Origin of the sequence: Burkholderia sp. PR2 (genome assembly GCF_052372875.1) — a bacterium.
Classification (GTDB): domain Bacteria; phylum Pseudomonadota; class Gammaproteobacteria; order Burkholderiales; family Burkholderiaceae; genus Burkholderia; species Burkholderia diffusa.
Genome location: NZ_JBQRWH010000004.1, coordinates 1578552 through 1600868 on the forward strand (window position 1 = coordinate 1578552; position 22317 = coordinate 1600868).

22 protein-coding genes, 1 tRNA gene and 1 pseudogene are annotated in these 22317 nt (G+C 62.4%); 12 read left to right on the forward strand and 12 right to left on the reverse strand.

Annotated elements, in window-relative coordinates:
- Nucleotides 1-121 precede the first annotated feature (121 nt).
- Together ACT2FV_RS24585 and ACT2FV_RS24590 are read left to right on the forward strand one after the other, a co-directional pair.
- Nucleotides 122-198: transfer RNA gene (locus ACT2FV_RS24585), tRNA-Met, on the forward strand.
- A gap of 499 nt (nt 199-697) precedes the next feature.
- Nucleotides 698-975 (forward strand): annotated as a pseudogene (locus tag ACT2FV_RS24590) (transposase); the annotation flags it as partial.
- Here ACT2FV_RS24590 and ACT2FV_RS24595 read toward each other — a convergent pair.
- The 3 genes from ACT2FV_RS24595 to ACT2FV_RS24605 form a co-directional block, all read right to left on the reverse strand.
- Complete coding sequence (locus ACT2FV_RS24595) at nt 871-1251, reverse strand: hypothetical protein (protein WP_444505460.1); 381 nt, start codon at nt 1249-1251, stop codon at nt 871-873. The pseudogene ACT2FV_RS24590 and the gene ACT2FV_RS24595 sit on opposite strands and share 105 nt — an antisense overlap.
- A gap of 468 nt (nt 1252-1719) precedes the next feature.
- Entirely contained in the window at nt 1720-2244 is a 525-nt protein-coding gene (locus tag ACT2FV_RS24600) for an aspartate carbamoyltransferase (protein ID WP_444504978.1), read from the reverse strand.
- A 311-nt stretch (nt 2245-2555) separates the two neighbouring features.
- Nucleotides 2556-3263, reverse strand: a complete 708-nt coding sequence (locus ACT2FV_RS24605) for a succinate dehydrogenase iron-sulfur subunit (protein ID WP_444504979.1) — start codon at nt 3261-3263, stop codon at nt 2556-2558.
- A 502-nt stretch (nt 3264-3765) separates the two neighbouring features.
- Here ACT2FV_RS24605 and ACT2FV_RS24610 point away from each other — a divergent pair.
- The 3 genes from ACT2FV_RS24610 to ACT2FV_RS24620 all read left to right on the forward strand — a co-directional run bounded on the left by ACT2FV_RS24610 (nt 3766) and on the right by ACT2FV_RS24620 (nt 6381).
- A complete protein-coding gene (locus ACT2FV_RS24610) occupies nt 3766-4851 on the forward strand; it encodes an NAD(P)/FAD-dependent oxidoreductase (RefSeq protein WP_151048577.1) in 1086 nt (361 codons plus the stop codon).
- 481 nt (nt 4852-5332) lie between these two features.
- Nucleotides 5333-5953 carry a hemerythrin domain-containing protein gene (locus ACT2FV_RS24615; RefSeq protein ID WP_151048576.1) on the forward strand — a complete coding sequence of 207 codons (621 nt, stop codon included), beginning with the start codon at nt 5333-5335 and terminating at the stop codon, nt 5951-5953.
- An 80-nt stretch (nt 5954-6033) separates the two neighbouring features.
- Entirely contained in the window at nt 6034-6381 is a 348-nt protein-coding gene (locus ACT2FV_RS24620; RefSeq protein WP_124626086.1) for a hypothetical protein, read from the forward strand.
- A gap of 108 nt (nt 6382-6489) precedes the next feature.
- Here ACT2FV_RS24620 and ACT2FV_RS24625 read toward each other — a convergent pair whose 3' ends face one another.
- Both ACT2FV_RS24625 and ACT2FV_RS24630 read right to left on the reverse strand, forming a co-directional pair.
- Entirely contained in the window at nt 6490-7044 is a 555-nt protein-coding gene (locus tag ACT2FV_RS24625) for a c-type cytochrome (protein ID WP_444505447.1), read from the reverse strand.
- 117 nt (nt 7045-7161) lie between these two features.
- Nucleotides 7162-8424 carry a cytochrome C gene (locus ACT2FV_RS24630; RefSeq protein ID WP_174919805.1) on the reverse strand — a complete coding sequence of 421 codons (1263 nt, stop codon included), beginning with the start codon at nt 8422-8424 and terminating at the stop codon, nt 7162-7164.
- An 898-nt stretch (nt 8425-9322) separates the two neighbouring features.
- On the opposite strand from ACT2FV_RS24630, the gene ACT2FV_RS24635 reads away from it, so the two are divergent.
- A complete protein-coding gene (locus ACT2FV_RS24635; RefSeq protein ID WP_444504980.1) occupies nt 9323-10000 on the forward strand; it encodes a class I SAM-dependent methyltransferase in 678 nt (225 codons plus the stop codon).
- Nucleotides 10001-10901: 901 nt separating this feature from the next.
- Here ACT2FV_RS24635 and ACT2FV_RS24640 read toward each other — a convergent pair.
- Entirely contained in the window at nt 10902-11366 is a 465-nt protein-coding gene (locus ACT2FV_RS24640; RefSeq protein ID WP_444505448.1) for a plasmid fertility inhibition factor family protein, read from the reverse strand.
- 396 nt (nt 11367-11762) lie between these two features.
- On the opposite strand from ACT2FV_RS24640, the gene ACT2FV_RS24645 reads away from it, so the two are divergent.
- Nucleotides 11763-12227, forward strand: a complete 465-nt coding sequence (locus tag ACT2FV_RS24645) for a hypothetical protein (protein WP_444504981.1) — start codon at nt 11763-11765, stop codon at nt 12225-12227.
- A gap of 479 nt (nt 12228-12706) precedes the next feature.
- Here ACT2FV_RS24645 and ACT2FV_RS24650 read toward each other — a convergent pair whose 3' ends face one another.
- Nucleotides 12707-13450: a DUF695 domain-containing protein gene (locus ACT2FV_RS24650; protein WP_059606615.1), complete on the reverse strand. Its 744-nt coding sequence runs from the start codon at nt 13448-13450 to the stop codon at nt 12707-12709.
- Between the two features lie 203 nt (nt 13451-13653).
- Between ACT2FV_RS24650 and ACT2FV_RS24655 the strand changes: the two genes are divergently transcribed.
- Nucleotides 13654-13962, forward strand: coding sequence for a phosphatidylserine/phosphatidylglycerophosphate/cardiolipin synthase (locus ACT2FV_RS24655; RefSeq protein ID WP_124906086.1), 309 nt, complete (start codon nt 13654-13656; stop codon nt 13960-13962).
- A 120-nt stretch (nt 13963-14082) separates the two neighbouring features.
- The gene (locus ACT2FV_RS24660; RefSeq protein WP_444504982.1) at nt 14083-14556 is read left to right on the forward strand and encodes a VOC family protein; all 474 of its coding nucleotides are present in this window, start codon (nt 14083-14085) and stop codon (nt 14554-14556) included.
- Between the two features lie 73 nt (nt 14557-14629).
- Here the strand turns inward: ACT2FV_RS24660 and ACT2FV_RS24665 are convergent, their stop codons facing one another.
- Nucleotides 14630-15601 carry a diguanylate cyclase domain-containing protein gene (locus tag ACT2FV_RS24665; RefSeq protein WP_444504983.1) on the reverse strand — a complete coding sequence of 324 codons (972 nt, stop codon included), beginning with the start codon at nt 15599-15601 and terminating at the stop codon, nt 14630-14632.
- Nucleotides 15602-15894: 293 nt separating this feature from the next.
- On the opposite strand from ACT2FV_RS24665, the gene ACT2FV_RS24670 reads away from it, so the two are divergent.
- Nucleotides 15895-16113 (forward strand): hypothetical protein, encoded by a 219-nt coding sequence (locus ACT2FV_RS24670; RefSeq protein ID WP_444504984.1) that lies wholly within the window; start codon nt 15895-15897, stop codon nt 16111-16113.
- 182 nt (nt 16114-16295) lie between these two features.
- On the opposite strand, the gene ACT2FV_RS24675 is transcribed toward ACT2FV_RS24670, so the two are convergent.
- Both ACT2FV_RS24675 and ACT2FV_RS24680 read right to left on the reverse strand, forming a co-directional pair.
- Nucleotides 16296-16919, reverse strand: coding sequence for a phospholipase D family nuclease (locus ACT2FV_RS24675; RefSeq protein ID WP_059606624.1), 624 nt, complete (start codon nt 16917-16919; stop codon nt 16296-16298).
- A gap of 206 nt (nt 16920-17125) precedes the next feature.
- Nucleotides 17126-17608: a winged helix-turn-helix transcriptional regulator gene (locus tag ACT2FV_RS24680; protein ID WP_059606626.1), complete on the reverse strand. Its 483-nt coding sequence runs from the start codon at nt 17606-17608 to the stop codon at nt 17126-17128.
- 169 nt (nt 17609-17777) lie between these two features.
- Here ACT2FV_RS24680 and ACT2FV_RS24685 point away from each other — a divergent pair, with 169 nt between their 5' ends.
- Together ACT2FV_RS24685 and ACT2FV_RS24690 are read left to right on the forward strand one after the other, a co-directional pair.
- Complete coding sequence (locus ACT2FV_RS24685) at nt 17778-18215, forward strand: PaaI family thioesterase (RefSeq protein WP_059606628.1); 438 nt, start codon at nt 17778-17780, stop codon at nt 18213-18215.
- A gap of 201 nt (nt 18216-18416) precedes the next feature.
- Entirely contained in the window at nt 18417-19469 is a 1053-nt protein-coding gene (locus tag ACT2FV_RS24690) for an NADP(H)-dependent aldo-keto reductase (protein WP_151048569.1), read from the forward strand.
- 85 nt (nt 19470-19554) lie between these two features.
- Here ACT2FV_RS24690 and ACT2FV_RS24695 read toward each other — a convergent pair whose 3' ends face one another.
- Both ACT2FV_RS24695 and ACT2FV_RS24700 read right to left on the reverse strand, forming a co-directional pair.
- On the reverse strand, nt 19555-20841 hold the full coding sequence (locus ACT2FV_RS24695) for an MFS transporter (protein WP_444504985.1): 1287 nt from the start codon (nt 20839-20841) through the stop codon (nt 19555-19557).
- Nucleotides 20842-20876: 35 nt separating this feature from the next.
- Nucleotides 20877-22298, reverse strand: coding sequence for a M20 family metallopeptidase (locus ACT2FV_RS24700; protein ID WP_444504986.1), 1422 nt, complete (start codon nt 22296-22298; stop codon nt 20877-20879).
- Nucleotides 22299-22317: the final 19 nt, after the last annotated feature.

Consider the following 22317-nt stretch of genomic DNA (forward strand, 5'->3'; position numbering starts at 1 on the left):
TCGCTCGCGTTTCGTTGTATTGACGACGTCGGGCGCGATGTGCGTCCAAGCGAAGCCCGCAAGCGAAAGCAAGCGGGCTTTTTTGATTGCACTGATGCGCCAGTTCGCCTACAATCTCGGCCGCGGGGTGGAGCAGTCTGGCAGCTCGTCGGGCTCATAACCCGAAGGTCATAGGTTCAAATCCTATCCCCGCAACCAATACCGAAGCCCGCTCTGCGACAGCAAGCGGGCTTTTTGCTTTGTGCCATCATGTGATCGAGTAGCATTTGAGGCTGGGTGTAAGTTAGAGGCCGAAGACGACTCGAGAGGCTTGCCTGATTGGCTGGGCACTGGCTCGGATTGGAGCGGCCGCCTGGCCCTGTCGGCTGGAGTGGGTAGTTCGAATCTCATCACCCGACCATTTGTTGAAGCCCGCAAGGTGAAAGCCTCGCGGGTTTTTTTCGTTTACGCGTCCAATCCGCATGAGGTACGTCTATGCCCGCCCGACAGACGAAGCCCTGCAAGCACCGGGGATGCGGTGCGCTTGTTGCGGATGGTAAGACGCACTGCGATCAGCACGCGCACAAGGCCGTCAAGTGGAAGCCAGATACCGTTCGCGGCAATTGGAGCAGCCCCCTGAAACACCGGACATAGCCTCTCACCTAAACTAGCGGGCAGGCATAAGACTGTGCTTTTGACTAACACCAGGTAGGAAGTGATGGAAGTGTTGACGGGCCCGGAGCGTCGGCCGCGCTGGACGGCGGAGCAGAAGCTGGCGATGGTTCGCGAGCGTTTCGAGCCGGGGAAGTCGGTTTCGCTGGTTGCGCGCCAGCACGGCGCGAACCAAACCAGTTGTTCCACTGGCGCAAGCTGTACCAGGGCGGGAGCCTGTCAGCGTTCAAAGCTGGTGAGGAAATGTTCCCGGCATCGGAGCTGGCCGATGCACTCAAGCAGATTCGCGAGCTGCAGCGGATGCTCGGCAAGAAGACAATGGAGATCCCCATAGCGCACTGAAGTATCGCTCGCCTCGCGAGTTCCGGCGCTCAATGGATTCGGCAACCTTAGTGTGATGCTTTGTCCGGGATTACAGGGGCAACTCCAGAGGCGGTGCTTCCGCATTGTGCGGTGCATGCTGATGACGTAGTAGTCGCGCGGGGTGTCGCTGGGCCACGGCGCGGGCGCCATGATCGGCAGGATAAATGCGGCGTCGCGCACGGCGGCCCCGGCCTCGCGCTCATAGCCCCATACGTTATCTCCCGCGTCGTCGCCCATCTACGGCGTAGCAATTACGTCGCGCGGCAGTTGCCAGCCGGTGGTGACGTAGTCGCGCATGCGATCAACCAGACCACGCAGCGTGCCGCCGTGCGTGAAGCTGCGCTAGCGGCCACGGGTGTCGTGCGTACAGACGCGCTTATCGGTGTAATCGTCGACGAACCGCACGCGTCCTCGGCTGTCGAGCTCGATGCGTGCGTAACGGTCGTGCTGCGGGTTATAGAAGAAGTGCCGCCCGTCCGACCCGATGGCCTTGATTAACTGGTTGGCGTGCTCGGTGCGTTCGGCCTTGGCGGTTAAGGGGCTCGGTACCGACGGAGGTCAGCCAGCAACAGACGTTGGCCCACACTTTCACGGGGCGTTCGAACGTCGGCTTCGCCCAAAAACGGACCTTTGTCCTTGGATCATGTGGTTCTCGTTACCGACGTCCCCGCGCAGCCGATGGTCGGTGGCTACATTGCGCCCGAGCTATTCGGGAAGATGGGAGTGCGCGGCGTGGTCGGAACGCTGGGCCGCGAACCACGCATGAACAGCGGCAATCACGTCCGGGTCGTTGCTTGCATAAGTCAGGCTCGCTCCGGAGGGCAGACTCCTGTATTCAATATGAAGTTTCTCACCCGCCCTTGTCAGGATGGCGAGCCCTGCCATATCGTGGCCGTGAATCGCCGCAGGATCGGCGAAGTCGCCGCGGCGGAAACGTTGAGCTTCGATTGCCAGATGAGAACGAATAAGCGCGACCTGTCTGGTGTCGTGTTTGTCGTTCGCCGTGATTGTCTCAATCCCACCGCTTCCGGTATCGTCGAAAAAATGGGTGGTCCGCGCCAGATCAAACGGCATCACAGTCGCACCCTTGCGGGCCACCTCCGCCCGGTGCGACGTCATGTCGTGGTTCGACATCATGTCCTCGTGCGACGTGGTCTGCTCCGGCTCCCCTGCAACCGCGATCGATACACCGATCAGCGCGCCTGCCGCCGCTGTCATGATTTTTTTCATTGCTTCGCTCCTCCCTGGAAACCGTAAAAGCTGATGCAAGTTTCCCATACGTCAGTGCGTGGATCACCCTGGTCAATTTGTGTGGCCAGCGGTTCCCGGATCGAAACCCATAGTCTGCGATCGTTGCTCATGCGCAGACAGACATTTGCGTGCTGGAATCACGAGTCGGACAACCTCCAAGTGGTCCGACCGCACGAGGGTGATCGATTTCGAATCCAGCAATGCATCACTGAGCGGTCGAACGTCGATCAATTCCCCCGGTGTCGCACGGGGTATTGCCATAAAAGTCTCGCAGCGTCAGGTTGCGTCACTCAGATCGTCCGGCGCGCGAGCATGGTGCGGATCTTCCCGATCGCCTTGGCCGGATTCAGGCCTTTGGGACAGACGTCCGTGCAGTTCAGTATCGTCCGACACCGGAAGAGGCGATACGGATCGTCAAGATTGTCCAGCCGCTCACTCGTACCCTCGTCACGGGAATCGACCAGAAAGCGATAGGCCTGCAGGAGCCCGGCAGGACCGACATATTTATCGGGATTCCACCAGTACGAGGGACATGCGCTGGAACAGCACGCGCACAAGATGCACTCGTACAGACCGTCCAGTTGATCGCGTTCCTCAGGCGTCTGGCGCCTTTCCCGCTCCGGCGGGGGCGTGTCGTTGATCAGGTAGGGCTTGATCGAGTGGTATTGCTTGAAGAATGCGGTCATGTCCACGATCAGGTCGCGAATGACCGGCAACCCAGGCAGCGGACGCAGGACCGTGTGGCGGGGAAGGTCGTTGAGGTTGGTGATGCAGGCGAGCCCGTTCTTGCGGTTAATGTTCATTGCATCCGAGCCGCACACGCCTTCACGGCACGAACGCCGAAAGCTGAGCGTCTCGTCCCGTGCCTTGAGCCGGACAAGGACATCCAGCAACATCCTGTCAGTCGAGGGCACCTCGATCTCGTACGTTTGCATGTACGGCCTGGCATCCCGGTCTGGATCGTAGCGGAAGATTTCAAACGTCCTTGTTCTACTCACGATGTTCCTCCTTTGTGGAACGGATCGCGTATCCGGCGCGCGTTATCTCCCCGTCACTTCGTTCCTGTCGATTGCAGACCGACGGTATCCCAGACGGAGCATCCGGTCGCCCGCGCCCTAAATTCCTTGTTCGCCTTGATCGGACGCCCCAACCACTCGCAGCCACGGCCGTTCTGCGAAAAATTGGGAGCAATGTAGAAAACGGGTCGGGTCTATTTCGCCCGAGGTGCTACGACAGTCACATCGCGTCATAGATCACTCGCTCTCGCTTTATCGAGAGGAAGCCGCAGGGATTTGCTCCACGTCGATGTATCCATGTATATCACGCCATGATACAAAGAGATACTTACGATGATGGCTTGGAGCCGGCTGGGCCGCGTGCCTTGAACGTTGGAGTAGTCGACGGGTGCGGTAATGGCGTCGTTGCGAGTTTGTACCGGCTCGATATGGGAAAAATGCAGGCGTAGTGCTGCGCCCCGCATGACATTCACGAGGAGGACACGTGACATCACCGGAAAATTCCTCGCTTGCGAGTCCTTTAAGAACCGACGTGCTGATTGTCGGTGCAGGTCCCGTGGGCCTTTTCGCCGCGTTCGAGGCAGGCGTGATCGGCCTGTCGTGCCGGATCGTTGACGGGATCGAGCGCCCGGGTGGCCAGTGCATCGCACTGTATCCGGACAAGCCGATCTACGATATCCCTGGCATACCATCGTGCACTGCACGCGATCTTGTCGATCGCCTCGTCGAGCAATGCCGGCCCTTCGATCCTCCGATGCATCTCGGTCAGCGTATCGAGACGCTTGACCGGCTCGAGGGCGGTCGATGGCTCGCTCGCACCGACAAAGGGTATGCGTTTGACGCCGCGGCGATCTTGCTTGCTGCTGGCAACGGAGCGTTTGTGCCGCAACGGCTGGCACTCGACGAGGCGTCGTTCCTTGAAGGCCGATGCATCCATTACAGCGTTTCCGACGTGAACGGCTTCGCAGGAAAAAACGTCGTGGTCGCGGGCGGTGGCGACTCCGCGCTCGACTGGGCGCTGGCGCTGCGCTCGGTCGCGGGGCGCGTCACGCTCGTTCATCGGCGGAACGGCTTCAGCGCGACGGACTCGAGCATCGCCCGGTTGCAGCAGGCGGTCGCGGCGGGCGAGATGGATTTCGTGGTTGGCACGATTGCTGGGCTGAATGCGCCCGGGGGGACACTCGAATCGATCGAGGTTCGCCAGATCGGTGGCTCGGTGTGCCTCGACACAGATCAATTGCTCGTGCTCTACGGACTTGTCGCGGACCTTGGTCCGATCGCCAACTGGGGGATCGCCGTGCAGGCCGGACGGATCGTCGTCGATACGTCGTACTACGAAAGCTCACGGCCAGGTATCTTCGCGGCAGGCGACATCGCCGGTTATCCGAACAAGCAGAAGCTGATCCTGTCCGGGTTTCATGAGGCATCGCTCGCGCTGCGCAAAGCATACGTCTATGCGTTTCCCGACAAGAAACGCGTGCATGTGCACTCGAGCTACGATGCAAAGCTCGCCGAGCGCGTGGCCGCCGTTCATCCCTCGCGGGGCGCCCGGGATTTCTCCGCGCTTTAGAGACATGGACCGACCTGGGCGCGACGGGGAAGGCGAGGAATCAAGCATCGTGTCGACGTTGCTAAACGCGTCGTCATTCGTCCAAAGCAGGACGCAATAGGCCTCGAATGACAACAACGGTGTCAAACCGCCGCGGCTGCTTTGCTTGGTTGAGCGAAAGGCTGGAGTACCTCGGACGCTGCCGTTGAGGTTTCGCCGGGTCAAGGAACAGATGATGCATCTGATAAAGACCAGACAAATGCCAAGGAATCATTTGCCCTATAGTCGGTTGAAAGGGGCGCAGGCCGCCATCGGAACACATCCCGGTGATGATGCCCGCACAGATCGTTGATCTCCATCAACGCGGTGGTGTTGGTGCACTTTGATGTCGGGCGGCGGATGAGCAACATTGAAGTATCGAAACAGGCTTTCTCGCTCGCTGTCGGGGTGAGTCAGTAAGCTGATTCGCAAACAAACTTCACCTTCCGGTGCGGAGGTTGAGATGCCGTTGCTTAGGCCGCGTAGCGCTATAACCGTCATCCTCCAGGAGCACGACCAGTTGCTTACCGTGATCGGGGGCATGCAGCGCTTTGTCCATCTGCTTGTTGCAGGGGCACCCGTTCCGGGCCTCATGGTGTTTCGGGCGATGCTTTACTACATTCGGGAATACCCGCAACAGGTACACCATCCCAAAGAGGATCGCTACCTGTTCAGGCCATTGCGGGATCGAACCGACGAGTTCGACAGCGTCCTTGATGAACTGGAGTCACAGCACGATCGAGGCGAATTGAAGTTGAGAAATCTGGAGCACGCGCTGACCCGGTACGAGTTGAAGGGCGCGCCAGCGCTTCGTACGCTGGGCGCGCTGATGGACGATTATGCGGAGTTCTATGCGGACCACCGGTGTCTGGAAGAGACACTGATTCTGCCGGCCGCCAAACGTCTGTTGACAATGGATGATTGGGCAGAGATCGACGCCGCCTTTGGCGCCAATCGCGATCCATTCGACGGAGAAAAGCTTGAAGAAGATCTGGGCAAATTGTTCTCGATGATCGTCCAAACCATCCCGGATCAGGACGCTGGCTGTTCAGTCGCGTCGTTCGATGGACGGCCGGTCATGTGATGCACATGCGGATCAGCAGGATCTGCCACCACGAAATGCAGGAAGGCTTTTGAGTACCGGAAGCCGACGCAGGAGGAGATATGCAAGCCATTCACCACTTTCATCTGGAACTGCGGCACGCAAGTGTTCCCACCTACGTCGCCAGTTACGTCTTTCCGATCCTGTTGTTGGCATATGAAGTGCTCAGGGTGGGCAGGTCGGTCGCCGAATACGGCGTGAACTTCTCGAACTTCCGGTTCATGGGCTACGAGTTCCTGTTAATGCTCGTGTTTGTTGCGCTTCAGGTCGTCTTCGAAGGCGTTTTCCTGATTGGAGCCTGGATCAGCCGCCATCACGATTTCGAACATCGTGTCGGAAACGTCCTGGCCGGCCTCGGCTGCTCGCTGGTCGTAATCGGTTTCGACCTGGCATTGCAGTACGCGCTATAGCGCAAGCGGCGCGGGGCGAACTGTCGTTTGGCCGAAATCGCGAGCATCTCATTACGGATGTCGCGAGCGGCCATCCGACTACCGCCCGTCAACGAGGGGCGGCGAGGACTAATGGGACTCCAGCCACTCTGCGACGGCTTTCGCTTGATCGGCGTCCAGCGTATGCGCGACAGCGGTCATGACGGGCGCATTTGCGCGTGTTCCGTTCCTGAAGACTTCGATCTGACGAAGCAGATACTCCTTGTGCTGGCCGGCAAGGCGCGGAAACTGGCCGATTCCCTGGCCCTGTGCGCCGTGGCACGACGAGCACGCGGGAGTTCCGCGATCAGGCACGCCATGTTCGAAGATTTCCTGTCCCTTCGACATCGTTGCCGCGTCGCCCGATGCACCGCGCACCGGCTCCTGGTGCGAGTAATAGTCGGCCAGCGATGCGATCGTCGCATCGTCGAGTTGCGACGCGATTGCCCACATGTACGAACGGGCATCCGTTTCGCCGCGCGCATGTTCACGGAATCCTTTGAGCTGCGCAGTCAGATACTCCGGCGTCTGAGCGCTCAGCCGGGGAAAAATCGGCGATTCGCTATGTCCGTGTACGCCGTGGCAAGCAGCGCAAAGCTGGGTGGCGAGGCGCGCGCCATCTTCGGCGTGCGTGGTTGATGGCATCCCGATCAGGATCGCGAGGATGCCAAGAGCCGGCACCAGCGACATCGGCAAGTGAAGCAAGTTCGTCGGGACGGCTCCAGAGCGGCAGAAAATCGTGCGCATGAGTTACCTCGCGGGTCAGAAGACAAGCCAGGCGAGCAGATACAGCGTGTTGTTATCGCTGGCGTTCCGTCCGCTTCCGTCATAGTTGAATCGTGCGCCATTGAACTTGAGGAACCAGGTGTACTGCACGGACAGCTTCACTTGCGGCATCGGCAGGTAGTCGAGTTCGAGGATGATGCCTCGCGTATCGGGCAAGCCATTTGCACTCCCTGTCACTGGAACGGCGCCGTATAGCCCCGCATCCGCATTTCCTGTCGTCGAGAAGTACCCCAGCGTGGCACCGTACTTGCGCTGGTAGTAATACGACGCCTTGAGCTTGAGGGTATTCAGGTGGTCCGTCGGATTGGTGGGGGTCGGTCCTGCACCGATCCCTCCGCTTGGGAAACTTGCGCTCCAGTCCTGCTTTTCGTGAATGAACGCGATCTGGGCCGTGAATGCATTTGACAGCGTAATGTACTGGTACTGGGCGTCCAGGCCAAAATCGGTGAAACGGTCGGTTGGGGTCGTCGGGATCGTGTTATCCGGATAGACATCGGCGATCATGCCGAAGGTGCCCACCTCGAGAGAATGTGGCCCGAACTCGCGGTTGTAAGCGAGCCGCCAGTACGGATTGGCGCCTTTCAGGCGCTTGACACCGCCGGGTGTCGCGGAGTCCTGACCGGTCCGAAACACCGAAAACATCTGATCGGCCGTACGGTAAAAGCCGAACTCTGCATATATGGTCCGGTTCCAGAAGGCGTAGGCGGATACACCCGCAACCTGTTGAGCGAGACCGCCATCGATAAGCGTACTTGCGGTCGGCGTCAAAGAAATGCTGCTCGACGCATACGGAAAACCAAAGGCAGGGGTGGTATTCCAGACATCGGAAACGGTCGGATTGTTGTTGACCGTAACGCCGTAGATGAAATCGATATCGTCCCGCGTGAAATGCCCTGCGGCACGGATATCCGTATTGTCGATCCCGCTGTGGTGAGCGATCCCGTCGTACGTCCACTGCGCAAACGCACCGACCGGACCAGCAATGCGGCCGCCGTAGAATAAGCTCGCCTGCTGCAGCACAACGTCTTGATTGCGGGCGAAGTCGTAGTTGGCGTTGTTGATGCTGCGAGTGTTGGTCTGGGACATCTGGACCATCCCTGCGAGCGGAATAGTCCATTTGTTGGAAAGCGTGTAGGCGGTCAACTTGAAGAAGCGGCCAAAGGGCGTCAACTCAGGGAAGCTGACATGACACGCGACGCAGGCCAGCCCGGTTTGCCGCGCGAACGCAGGTACCGCCATGACCTTGGATGAAAATGACAGCACAGCCGCAGCCAGTACAAACACGGCAAGGGAATACTTTCTCGTCCGGTTGACCATGTCGTCCCCTTCGTCGTTCTTCTCGATGGACTTCACGCCCGATCTCGTTGGCGCTGAAACGGGCTGTCGCTGGCGGCGTCTTTTTAACAGTATTTAACAGAATACGACGGAATGCCGTTTCGTCAACTCTAACGTGCATCAGATACGTAGGTCCGCCGGCGGCCTGCGTCGAATCAGGCATATGTCTACAGGTGAAACCCCATGTTCGTGATGCGGGTTACGCCGAACTCAAGGTCAATATAGAGGCAGCCGGCTGAGGAAATATGATCGAAGTCAAAAACTCTAACTCCTGCATTGATCACGGCGCGTGGCATATGGAACACCCCTCGATGAGAGGGCGTGCTGGCCGATGATGTGGACGGTGCCGTGGCGGAACAGCAGCAGGCGCTCCTGCGGAATCGAATGGCCGGTAGAGACGGCGGATTCAGGCCAGCCTCGGGTTCCTACAAGATGCCGATGATTTGTTCTTCGGTGAATCGCTTTTTCATTGCCGTTCACTCTGGAACGGACTCTACACCGTCACCGTACTAAACGCGGGGAGCAGGTCACGAGTTGAGCCGCAACGAATATTTCACGGCCAACCGTGGAGCGTTGCATCTCGCTGGCCCGGCGTCGCTTGCATCGGCTGATCGGTCTCTGCTGCACGCGACAATACAGCGAAAACGCGGCTCGCTGAAGCACAACACCCGAAGGCGATACCAAGAAAAGTAAGATAGCCCCCATTTTTCTGTCAAACGAATCACTTTTCAGACATATCTAATATGAGTCGCGATTGTCGGCTGGTATACAGACTTATACCTATCGCCGCCAGCACCATAAAATGAAACATCGCGACCACAGCTACTACCTTCACGGTCAAACGGAATACATGAAGCAGGTGCTCCAGTATTTCGCAGCCCGATGCCACGGGAAGACCAGAATCCTCGATATACCGTCAGGTTCCGGCGTGTTCGCCGCATCATTGAATGCGCTCGGCCATGATGTAGTGCAGGCAGACATCCATGGCTACGACGATTCCGTCGTAGCCGACATGGAAGCTCCCCTCCCGTTCCAGAATGACGAGTTCGGTGCAGTCACCTGCCTTGAAGGGGGCGAACACGTACCGAATCCGGCGAATTTCATTTCGGAGTTGGTTCGCGTAACGCGGCAGAATGGCATCATCATCGATTCAACGCCGAATGTATCGAATCTGCATTCGCGCTTGCAGTTTCTCTTTACCGGTACTTTCTTCCAGTTCGATGCGCGTGGTGTGCGCCAGACTCACGGGGCGTCGCCTGGTCGTGGCCACGTGAGTCCGTTCACGCCGCTTCAACTGATCTATGTGTTTGGTGCGATGGGCTGCACGCTCAAGGATATCCGCATCGATCGCTGCGAGCGCATGGCGCTGCTCCCGTTCTACCTGCTCCTGAGGCACCTCTCGATCCTGTGGACCCGGAAAATCACGGGCGGAACTGCCGTCGGAACATACCCGGCGTTGCGCGTCTTAGCCGCCTCCTGACGGGATTCACGCTGATGTTCGGTCGATCGAAAATTTTGATCTTCGAAACAATGCAGTGACCGAGATGCGCCGATACAAAGGCCATGAAAAAAACCGTCGCGAACCATCTCCGGGAATCGTGGCTCTTCCAGTCCGACACATTCAGTTGAAATATGATTCAGAACTTCTGGCTCGAGTTACTCATAATTGCATGCGCAGCACCATTGGTAGCACATCATTTCCGGACGGAACAAATGGCAAAAATCTGCCGGAAAATCGGCCTGCCGTGCAACCTTACTTTCTGGACGATGGTGTTTCATCCGCGCTATTGGCACCTCTGGAGCTTGAGGCAGTGGGAGGTTCATCTTGCGCGTCAAGAGGAAGCAGAGGGCAAATTGAGACGCGAATAAACCGTCGCCGACTCATTGTGTGTTGACTCTTCGAACGTCGGCCGGTGATTCAGGCATCACATGATGCTGAGCTGAAACCTGCAGATTGGCGGAATAAGCCAGTGACTTGGCATAAACCACCAAAGATTCACAGTCTTACATTGGTGTAATATTTCGATTCCTCGTGCCCTCAGCTTTGCAGGGCCGTTCGGTCCCGACAACCCGGAAGGCGTCGGGACATTTTTTTGCCAGTGGTGCCCTCGTGCAGCATCTTGTGCGACTCGCGATTCAACCCACCGTCAAAAATATCGGTGCGGACAGGGTTAATCTTTCGGGGCTTGAGGGCAATGTCAGCGCGATTGGCTTCGACGAGCACAATGGATGCGATTGGCAGGCGCTGAAACGAGCTTCATTGGCTCGACGGAAGTCGCTGACCGGATCTACGTGATCGAAGCCTGCCGGCACCGGGTCCAGCGTTCGCACGTTGCACGACCGATTCCGCAAGAGACGGAAAAGATGGCGCATCGCGCCAGTCACTCGCCGCAATACCGCATGAGCAAATCCGCCTCCGTTTCATGTACCTCGACCGGCAGGCTCGTTGCCCCGGCATACGCCAGATATCGCGCGCGATGCTGACCGTTTCGGAACGACGCGACGCCGACTTTCGACAGCCCCGGAATGCCGAACAGCATCCGCGTTCTCGTCTCGCGAAAGGTGATGAAGGGCATCTCGGGAATCCGGGCTTGGGCCGGGTCGAGGAAGTCGCGGATGCCGGCGGCCTTGCCGGGCGCCCAGTACTGAACCGATGGCAACACATAGTCCGTCGTGTCGCGATCGGCGCAGGCGAGCAGTTTCGTCAGGTCGACCGTCACGACGCGATGTCGCGAGTCGTCGGATGCGAATACACGCTTGAGATGCGTGGAGGCATAGGCGGCATGCCCCGAAAGCTGGATGATCCAGACATTGACACCATCATGTTGTGCCCGAGCGAGTGACATTGTTTCCTTGGGGGCAAGCGATTTTTGTGGCGGGAGTGTAGCAGCACGGCCGCAGCCGCGGAGCAGTCGGATATCCGGAATCGACAGGGCGAAATCATGCGCGAACGACCGAGGCGCGGAATCGATCACGCAACGGATACCGGACGCGACGGCCATGTATTTTCAGTCGAGGTCGATAGCTCGCGAGAATATCGCGATACTGCCTGCACGGAATGACGTATAGCCCCGGATTCACACAAGATTCACGCAGCGCGTGAAGCCGGACCGGCGCAGCGCGTCATAGGAACCGAGCGGGCGGATCGGCCGGAGAAAGTCACGTCCCCGAAACTTGAGATCGAATATCTCGATTACCGCTTCACGTCGACACTCGAAACGCGGGAAACGGGGCGAGTCGCCGTGGTCGACTGGCAGCTGGATTCCATTTCGCGAGGCAAGACGTTCGCGTCGGTCATGTTCGAACGTTTTCTGAAACGGAATGACTTCGCCGACGAGGACGACGCGCGCGCCAATCTCGTCGACTGGCTGGCACAGCTGGTCAGCCCGCAGGGCGCGCCACTGATCGAAATCCCTGCGGCGCAGGCTGCTGCCGCCGATGCAGTCGACAATACGGTCGACGGCGATGCTTCAGCCGCGAAAATCGTCAGTGAGGTCGTCGTTGAAATCGTCAGCGATCTCGACCGGAACGAACTGAGCATGGACGGCGCGCTGAACGGTACGCGCTATCGGGCCGGCGGTTTTGAGCGGGGCAAGACGTGGTCGTTTTCCCATACCTGCAAGATTGAGGTCGACGATCGCCTCACGAAGGGCGGCAAGGCCCTGCGCGTGCTCGCGCCCCCGTCACGCTGGCGGCCGACGGCGTAATGATGATCGGGGCCATCGTGTCGCTTCCCGTGATCGCACCGGCCGCAGGCGTCCCGCTTGGACCGTGACGTGCTGCATGCTGCGCCAGGCACACGGACTCTCCGTATGAAAGGGTGAGTTGCCGCACAGACGGCTGCACGGGGCACGATCACAATCTGGCCGGTTGACCGTTCTACCCCGGCCCGGTCAACCATTTCCCCGCTCGCTCGCGCAGGAGCGGGGGCTTTTTCCCCGCACGACGCATGCAAGCCGCGTAGGCGGAAACGGACAGGCGTTCGGCAGGCGGCGTCTCGCGCCACGGCATCCGTTCGCCCGAGCCGCATGAATCGCTTTCCTCGTGCCTGAGCGGTTGCTTGGGCCCATTGCCGGTTACGGCCGGCGATGCCTTGGTCCCGGCGGCGCACAGTCGCGCTGCCGGAATGTTTTTTGTACCGAACCCGTCAAGGTCCGACACGCGCGCAACGCGCGTGTCGGCGGGATCAGCCCGCCTGCTCGACGCTGGTTTCCCAGCCGTCGTATTCGCCGCCGAGCGAGCGTACCTCGCGATTGATCTCGAGCGTATGGTGCGTGATGTCGGCCAGCACCATCGTGCCTTCGTGCGCAAACCTCACGGCCGATTTACCGTCCTCGGTCGGCGCGACCGATTCGACCAGATAGCCTTTCGACTCGGCCCAGTCGGCGAACTGGTGCGCGTCGCTCGGTTCAGGGAAGTAAGCCCAGTGCATCACGCGCCGGCTCGCGTCGCTCACGTCGCCTTTCTGCCGTAGCGCATCGAGCACGCGCATGTCGCGCATCAGTTGCCAGTCGTCGTCGGTCGGGTAGAGCGTGCGCCAGTACGTTTCCTTGTCCGGATCGTCCTGGTATGCGTACTGAAGCGCGTAGGTCGTGTGCTCGGCCAGCGAGTCGACGATCCCGGCCGCGGCTTCCTCGTCGAACGGCACGTAGAACAGGAAATCCTGGTTGCCTTCGACCGTGATGCGGCCGACTTGCACGCCGTTTTTCGCGGTCACTGCGGCGTCCAGCAGATCTTCGACTTTCGTGAGACCGGCGAACTCGTCGCTGCTCGGCAGGCCGTCGGGCGTCGGATGCGCGAACGTGACGCGCACGCTGAACAGCGACGTGCGCGGATCGCTTTCGGCGATTTCCGCAAAGCCGTGATTGAAGCTGATGAAGGCCTGATGGTCGCCCATTCTGGCAGGGAAGGTTCCCCAGGCGTCGGTCATGTGTTTCTCCCGTGCACGATTGTCTGTTGACGGTTGCAAAGCGTCCCAATGTATCATCGAAAATCGCGTTGGCCGAAGCCGCGTGCGGGGATGATCGTGCGTCAGGCTGGTCCGGCGGCGGTCAAATTCGCGTGCTGTCGCGCCATCGCCGGTTTCCATCGTCCGGCGTTCGTCCGGCCGCAATCGTTTCGAAGGAGATTCCGATGTCGATGTTCGCGGTGAATGGTGTCCGAATCGACGTGCTCAGCGCGCGTGTGACGCACGTGCGCTGGGCGGCCGTCAATCCGGCGGACCGGTCGTGGGCGGCGACGCCGAGCGAGGCGTTGGTGGCGGAAGTTGCGCGCGCGCTTGCAGCCGGCAACGACGTTCGCGCGGTGTTTGACGAAGCGGACGGGACGGCGGTGGGGCCGAGACTGAAGCGTGTGCTCTATCGCGACGCGTCGGAAGGGATCGAACTCGACATCGATGCGACTAACGAGTCGCGTACGCTGCGTGACCTACCGCAGATCTGAAAAAAAATGTCTGCAGGCGTGTCGATTTCCGTCGAGTCCGCCCGTCGTAGCATCGGAGGCGTGCGCATCGTGCGTCCGTCCCGATTTCCGCCACGATAACCGACTGAAGGAGCGACACCCATGGCCACGTCCGTCAAACCGATCCCGGAAGGGATGCGCACGCTGACACCGCATCTGATCTGCGCAGGCGCCGCCGCCGCCATCGACTTCTACAAGCGTGCGTTCAACGCGACCGAACGGTTTCGCCTGCCGACCCCGGACGGCCGGCTCGCGCACGCGTGCCTCGCAATCGGCGATTCGACACTGATGCTCGTCGATGAAATGCCGGAGCACGGCGCACTCGGGCCGAAGACGCTGAACGGCACGCCGGTCTGCCTCCACCTGTTCGTACCGGACACCGATGCGGCGATCGCGCAGGCCGTCGCGGCCGGCGCGACAGTCAGGATGCCGGCCGCCGACATGTTCTGGGGAGATCGCTATGGCCAGGTGGAGGATCCGTTCGGCCATCGCTGGTCGATTGCGACCCACAAGCGCGACCTGACGCCGGAGCAGATCGCGGAAGCGATGGCGAGCGCGCCCCCCTGCGGAAGCTGACCGAACGGCGCGTATCGGACCGAACGCGGCTTACGGCGGCGGCGGCGCGTATCGGCGAGCGGTTCATCCGTGCTCAGGCGCCGCCGGCTTTGCGGCGCTGCTTGTCGTCGTACATGTGGCGATCGGCCGATTCGAGCAGGTCGGCCACGGTGCGATGTTGCGCGGGATCGTATGCCACGTAGCCGACACTGAACCGGATCGCATAGCCGCGTGCGTCGGCCGCGTTGCGCAGCGCGAGTGCCTGCGTGACGCGCTCGATCGGCTCGCCGACGTTGGCCGGATCGCTGGCGCTCAACAGCACGACGAATTCGTCGCCGCCGAGTCGGGCGATCACGTCGCTGTCGCGCAGCGCACCGGTCAGCGTGTCCGCGAAGGCCACGAGCGCGCGGTCGCCTTCGGCATGGCCGAAGCGGTCGTTGATCGCCTTGAAGTCGTTCAGGTCGAAGAAGAGCAGTACCGCGTGCCGGCCTACGCGCTCGCACAGGCTCAGCACGTGGCGCGCGAGAATCTCGAAGCCGCGCCGGTTCGTCAGTTGGGTCAGCTCGTCGGTCGTCGCGAGATGCAGGGCCGCGATTTCGCGTTCGGTCATGTGCGCGAGATCACCGAGCAGCGCGAGTTCGTCGACGGAGAGTTCGCGTGGCCGCGTGTCGATCAGGCACAGCGTGCCGACGGGTGCGCCGTTCGGCGCGGCAAGCGGCCGGCCCGCGTAGAAGCGGATGCCGGGCTGGCCGGTGACCAGCGGATTGTCGTGGAAGCGATCGTCGTTGCGCGCGTCCCGGATCACCATCGTGTCGTCCGCGAGTAGCGCATGTGCGCAGAACGAGACGTCGCGCGAGGTCTGCGTGGCGTCGAGACCTGGATGACTCTTGAACCACTGGCGATTCTCGTCGACGAGGCTGACGAGTGCGATCGGAACGTCGAACAGCCGGCGCGCGAGGCGCGTGAGGCGGTCGAACCGTTCTTCCGGCGGCGTGTCGAGGATCGACAATGAATGAAGCGTCTCGAGCCGGGCCGCCTCGTCGACCGGTTTGGAAGCAATCTGCATTGGTTTTTGTCTCTGGTCCCGGCTGCGGAGCCGGTTATCGATCGTCTGTATGTCACTCGGCGCGTGCGCAAGCCCGTCGGCGCATTCGTGTCGATATCGCCGCGCACGCCGAACAGTATCGCGCATTCGCCATTGCGCTGCACGCCGTGTTGTGCGGAGTTGCCATGTCGATGCGACGCGAACGCTTCATATGTCGTGCGTCGCTGCCGGGCATGCAATTTGATGCCCGGCGGCTCAAGCTCTTCGGCGCGATGCCGTAAACAGGGCAAGATCAATCGCTCATCCACCGCACCATGGTTCGAATTCTGTACGCGGGGTATCTCGCGTTGGCGCTGTATCTGCTCTATCCGATGGTCCAGGACACGCTGACCTTCAGTGCGGACTGTGTGCTCGGCGCGCTGCCGGGCGGGACTCGCGATCGACCGAAGCCTTCGGCCAGCGATGCGCGTGCGCATGCGAGCCGGTGTGTCGCGACCACGCAGATCGCGGAGCGATCGCCCGACATCCACTGATTTCATCAACCGATTCCACCGATCGCGGCGCCGTCACGCCCGGTATGCAGGCCATTCGGCCAGATTGACCGGCGTGCTATGCGCACCGATCATCGACGACATCCCGGCGCGAATGCGCGCAACGATGCGCGTCGGCCGCGCCGCATGCGAACGGCGTCTGACGATCGCACGCGTACGAACGGTCAGTACGTCGAGCGGTACGGCGTACCCTGGTCGAAGCGGCTTTGCCAATGCGCAAGGTAGCGCGACGCGAGTTGCGGATTGTTCCAGACCACGACGACGTTTTCGGAATTGCGGCTGGCTGCCGAGGCGCTGTAGTTGAACGAGCCCGTCTCGACATGCTCGGCATCGACCACGACATACTTGTCGTGGTGGATTGCATAGGCGTCGATCGTGCGTGTCGGAATGCCCGCGTTGACGAGCAGGTTCAGTGCCTGCTTGCTGCTCTTCGCGCGATTGCCCTTGTCGTCCACGACGACCGCGACATTCACGCCGCGCCGTTTCGCGGCGAGCAGCGCGCGCGTGACGGGTGGCGACGTGAACGAGTAGGCGGCAACGCGAATCGAGGTGCGCGCGGCGCCGATTGCCTTCAGCACGAGCGCCTCGGCACCGCCATCGGGCGAGAACGCAGATTCGACAACCTGCGTGGCGGGCGCCTCATGTGTCGGGGCCGGCAGAAGTCGCCCGATGAAGTCGATCGCCTGCTGCAGCAGCGATTCATTTTGCGTCTTGCCGAAGGCGGCGAAGGGCGTGGCGAGCAGGGAGGCGGCGAGGCAGGCAGCGGCGAGGCGTTGGCGCGACAACATCTTGGACAGCGAATGATTTTGAGACAGCGGGCCGTGAGTGTAACGCAGACACGGCGGCGCGGTCACGCGCGGATGCGAATGCGCGACATCGTGTGACGGTCCGGCGCGGTCGACGTGATGACGTTCATCGTGCCGAGCGGTAACTGCATTGGCTCCGTGATCGTGCGGCGCTGCCATGCGGCACGACACCCGCTTCGCGCCATGCGTCAGGCATCGAGTGGTCCGGCCGCCTCGCGTGCGATCCATCCGGGCCCGGGCTCCGGCTGCACGTCGTGCGCGTCAAGCGGCTCGCCGCACGCCGAGCACACCGCGACCGCGTGCATCAGCTGACCACAGGTGCGATGGCGCAATTGCACCGGCGGGCCCTGGCCGTCGTCCTTCCAGCGATCGCCCCATGTCATCAGCGCGAGCAGGGCCGGGTAGAGGTCGAGGCCTTTTTCCGTCAACCGGTACTCGAAGCGCGGTGGGCGCGCCTGATACGCGCGCTTGACGAGCACGCCTTCGTCGACGAGGCGCGCGAGCCGCTCGGCCAGGACGTGGCGCGTGAGGCCCAGTTGCGTCTGGAACGCATCGAAGCGGCGGCAGCCGAGAAACGCGTTGCGCAGGATCAGCATGGTCCACCGATCGCCGAGCACGGCGAGCGTGCGCGCGACCGAACAGTTCAGCGTGCCGATGTCATCCCATTTCATGATCGATTCTCGTGCGGCGGTTCAGCGAAAGAGCGGGTTGGATTATAGAACTTGCCTTCGGTTGCAACGGGCGGTGGTTGCGTTGACAAGCCCGGTGCGGTTGTCAATAATAAGTTCCAATTTAGAACTTACTCGCGCGGCGACGCGCTTTCAATCAGGAGACAACCCGATGAATCCGCTTTCCCTGTCCGGTCTCGAACTGCTGCGCGCGGCCGCGGCGGGCGATCTGCCGCTCGCGTCGATCTCGGAAACGATCCCGATGCGGCCGCTGGGCGTCGAGCTCGGTTACGTGAAGATGTCCGCGCGTGCGGACGGCCGGCACCTGAATCCACTCGGCGGCGTGCACGGGGGGTTCGCCGCGACGGTGCTCGACTCGGTCACGGGCTGCGCGGTGCATTCGATGCTCGACGCGGGCGTCGGTTACGGCACGGTCGACCTCCACGTGAAAATGCTGCGCCCCGTGCCGCGCGACGTCGACCTGATCGCGGAGGGGCGTGTGATTCACCTGTCGCGTTCGCTCGGCGTCGCGGAAGGCACACTGAAGACGCCGGACGACAAGATCGTCGCGCACGCATCGGCGACTTGCTTCATTCAGCGGCCGCAATGACGCGGCGGGTGGCGTCCTGATACCAGCCCGGCCGTCCGGCATCATCGGGACCATGCACGCACACGCGAAGGCCGCCGTACCGCGAATGAGCGAGGGTCGGGCGCACATCGAAGGCGGCCTGTAAGCGAACGCATCGGCCGTCTGAAGCGCTCGCTTCAATGTGATAGCGTTCCTGCTTTCCACTGACGCGACAGGAACAGCATGGAATACCGCACACTCGGCGATTCAGGCATCGAGGTCAGCCTGATCGGTCTCGGCACGATGACGTGGGGCGAGCAGAATTCTGAACGCGACGCCCACGAGCAGATCGATTTCGCGCTCGGGCAGGGCGTCACGCTGATCGATGCCGCGGAAATGTACCCGGTGCCGCCGAAGCCCGATACCCAGGGACGCACGGAGCAGTACATCGGCACCTGGCTCGCGCAGCATCGTGCGCAGCGCGACCGGATCGTGCTCGCGACGAAGATCGCGGGCCCGGCGCGGCAGCCACACAATCCGCGTCATATTCGCGGCGAAGGCAACCAGTTCGACCGCAAGAACCTGACCGAGGCGCTCGACGGCAGTCTCAAGCGCCTGCAGACCGACTATGTCGACCTGTATCAGCTCCATTGGCCCGATCGCAGCACGACGACGTTCGGCCGCCCCGCGTATCCGTGGGTCGACGATGCGTACACTGTGCCGATCGAGGAAACGCTGGGCGTGCTCGCGGAATTCGTGAAGGCCGGTAAGGTCCGCGCGATCGGCGTGTCGAACGAAACGCCGTGGGGCGTCGCGCAGTTCCTGCGCGCGGCCGAGAAGCTCGGTTTGCCGCGCATCGCCAGCATCCAGAATCCGTACAGCCTGCTGAACCGCACGTTCGAGAACGGTCTGTCCGAGTTCACGCATCGCGATGGCGTCGGCCTGCTCGCGTATTCGCCGCTCGCGTTCGGCTGGCTGTCCGGTAAGTACGAGAACGGCGCGCGTCCGGCCGGCGCGCGCATCACGCTGTTCGAGCGCTTCCAGCGTTACAGCAAGCCGCAGGCCGTCGAGGCGACGTCGCGCTACGTCGCGCTCGCGAAACGACACGGGCTGTCGCCCGCGCAGCTCGCGCTCGCGTTCGTCAACAGCCGGCCGTTCGTGCGCAGCAATCTGGTCGGCGCGACGTCGCTCGCGCAACTGAAGGAGAACATCGGCAGCATCGACGTGACGTTGTCCGACGAGATCCTCGCCGAGATCGACGCGCTGCACGAACTGCAGCCGAACCCGGCGCCGTGAACGGCGAGCGGCCCGCGCGGCACGGTGCCGCGACGGACCGCGTCCGACGCGCATTGCCGCGCCGCGGTTTCCTTCGTGAGCGGGCTCAGCGCATCCCGAGCCGCGTGCGCGCGACCATCAGTGCGACGAGACTCAGCACCGCGCAACCCATCAGGTACAGCGCCGGCGACAGCCGGTTGCCGGTTGCGCTGATCAGCCACGTGATCACGAACGGCGCGAAGCCGCCGAACAGCGTGACGCCCGTGTTGTAGCTGACGGCGAGGCCGGTCGCGCGGGTCTGCGACGGAAACAGTTCGGCCATCAGCGCCGGCAGCGCGCCGCAGTACGTCGCCTTCAGCAGCCCGATCCAGATCAGCGCCGCGACCATCGTTGCGAACGACGCGTGATGCGTGAGCCACACGAACGTCGGCCATACGGTGGCGAGCATCAGCATGGCTGCCGCGGCCATCACGCGGATCCGCCCGGTGCGATCGGACAGATGGCCGACCAGCGGCGTGACGAGCGTCAGCACGAAGCCGGTCGCGAGCGTCGCCGCGAAGCCCGTCGACGCGGGCAGTCCGAGCTGTTTGATCGCATACGTCGGCATGTACAGCACCATGTAGTTGATCGCGGTCGAGATCACGAGCACCCCGATCGACAGCAGCACGCGCATCTTCTGGTCCGCGAACAGCTCGCGCACGGGTGCTTCGGAGCGCGCCTGCGTTTTGAACTCGATCCCCTCGTCGACGTAGCGGCGGATGTAGAGTCCCACCGGGCCGATCGCGAGACCGAACAGGAACGGCACGCGCCACCCCCAGCTTTCGAGTTGCGCGACGCTCAGCGTCGATGTCAGCAGCGCACCGAAGCCCGATGCCAGTAGTGTCGCGAGGCCCTGGCTCGCGAACTGCCAGCTCGACATGAAGCCGCGCCGCTGCGGCGCGTGTTCGACGAGGAACGCGGTCGAGCTCGCGAATTCGCCGCCGGCGGAAAAGCCCTGCATCAGCCGCGACAGCATGATCCCGAGCGGTGCGAGGATGCCGATCGATGCATAGGTCGGCATCAGCGCGATCAGCAGCGTGCCGGCCATCATCATCCCGATCGACAGCAGCAGCGACGCCTTGCGGCCCGCGCGGTCCGCGTAGGCGCCGAGCACGAAGCCGCCGATCGGCCGGATCAGGTAGGACAGCCCGAACGTGCCGAGCGTGAGCAGCAGCGACGTCGCCTCGCTCGTCGCGGGGAAGAACAGCTTGGCGATCGTCACCGCGAAAAAGCCGTAGACGATCAGGTCGAACCATTCGAGCGCATTGCCGATCGACGCGGCGAAGATGATGCGCCGGATCTTCGCGGCGCTGGGTCGCGCGGCGTCCTGCGAGGTCAGGGTGGTCGTATTCATCGTGTGAGCAGGTCCCGAGAAAGGGGCAAAGCGCGTTACAGGGCGGCGCCGGCTGCGGCGGGTGCCGCGTGGCGAACAGGCGGCGCGGCCTCGCCGAGATCCCAGAAGAGGCCGGCCATCATCTGCAGTCCCTCGCGCACGACGCTCGCGAGCAAGTGCTCGTCGGGCGCGTGCTGCGAGCACGCCGGATACGAGTGCGGCACCCACAGCGTCGGCAGCCCCAGCGTATCGGCGAATACTTCGTTTGGCAGCGTGCCGCCGAGGTTCGGCAGGATCGCGGGCTTCTTGCCGGTCGTGCGCGCGAGCGACGCGACAGCCCAACGGACCCACGGATCGTCCGGCGACAGGCGCGTCGCCGGCGCGCCACGTTCGACGTCGATCTCGATGTCGCTGAAGCCGTGCGCATCGAGATGCGCGCGCAGGTGCGCATGCAGCGCTTGCCAGTCAGTGCCGACCACGAAACGCAACTGGCAGTGCGCGTATGCGACGGGCGGAATCGCATTGACCGGATGGTCGGGATTGCCGGCCTTGAACGCGAGAATTTCGAACGTGTTCCAGCCGAACACGCGCTCGGCGGCGGAGAGGCCCGGCTCGCCCCAGTCCGCGTCGAGCGCCGGATCGCCGGGGCCGCCGCCGACGGACAGGTCGGCGAGCGCGGCGCGCACGGCGGCCGGGATCGGCGGCGGGCGCAGCCCGGCGACACGGATCGCGCCGCGCGCGTCGACGAGGCTCGCGAGCGCATTCGCGAGCACGGTCGCCGGGTTGCGCAGCAGGCCGCCCCAGTTGCCCGAGTGATGGCCGCCGTCGCGTGCGCGCAGGCTGAGCTTGAAGTTGACGGAGCCGCGCGAGCCGAGGAACACGGTCGGACGTTCGGCGGTGACGCGCGGTCCGTCGGACGCGATCAGCACGTCGGCCGCGAGCGCGTCGCGCTCCTGGCGGCACAGCGCGTCGAGGCCCGGAGACCCCGTTTCCTCGCCCATCTCGATCAGCAGCTTCGCGTTGAAGCCGAGCCGGCCGCCCCGCGCGTCGAGCACGCTCGCCAGCGCGGCCAGGTTGATCGTGTGCTGACCCTTGTTGTCGGCACTGCCGCGGCCGTACCAGCGATCGCCGTCGACGGTCAACGTCCACGGCGACAGCGGCGCGCGCCATTGCGCGTCGTAGCCGCGCACGACGTCGCCGTGACCATAGATGAGCACGGTCGGCAGCGCGTCGTCCTCGTGGCGCGACGCCAGCAGGAACGGGCCGCCGCCGTCGACGGGGTTCTCGACGATGCGCGACGTGAAACCCAGACGCGTGGCCTCCGGCGCGATCTCGTCGGTCAGGTAGGCGCGCAGCGCGGCGCTCGAGCCGCTGTCCTGGCTTTCGGTGCGCAGGCCGACGCGGCGGCTCAGGGTCGCGAAGACCGCGCCCGATTCGAACTGGCTCAGCGCGTGCTGGATGGCTGCGGTACGGCTCAAGACGTGTCTCCTGTATCGG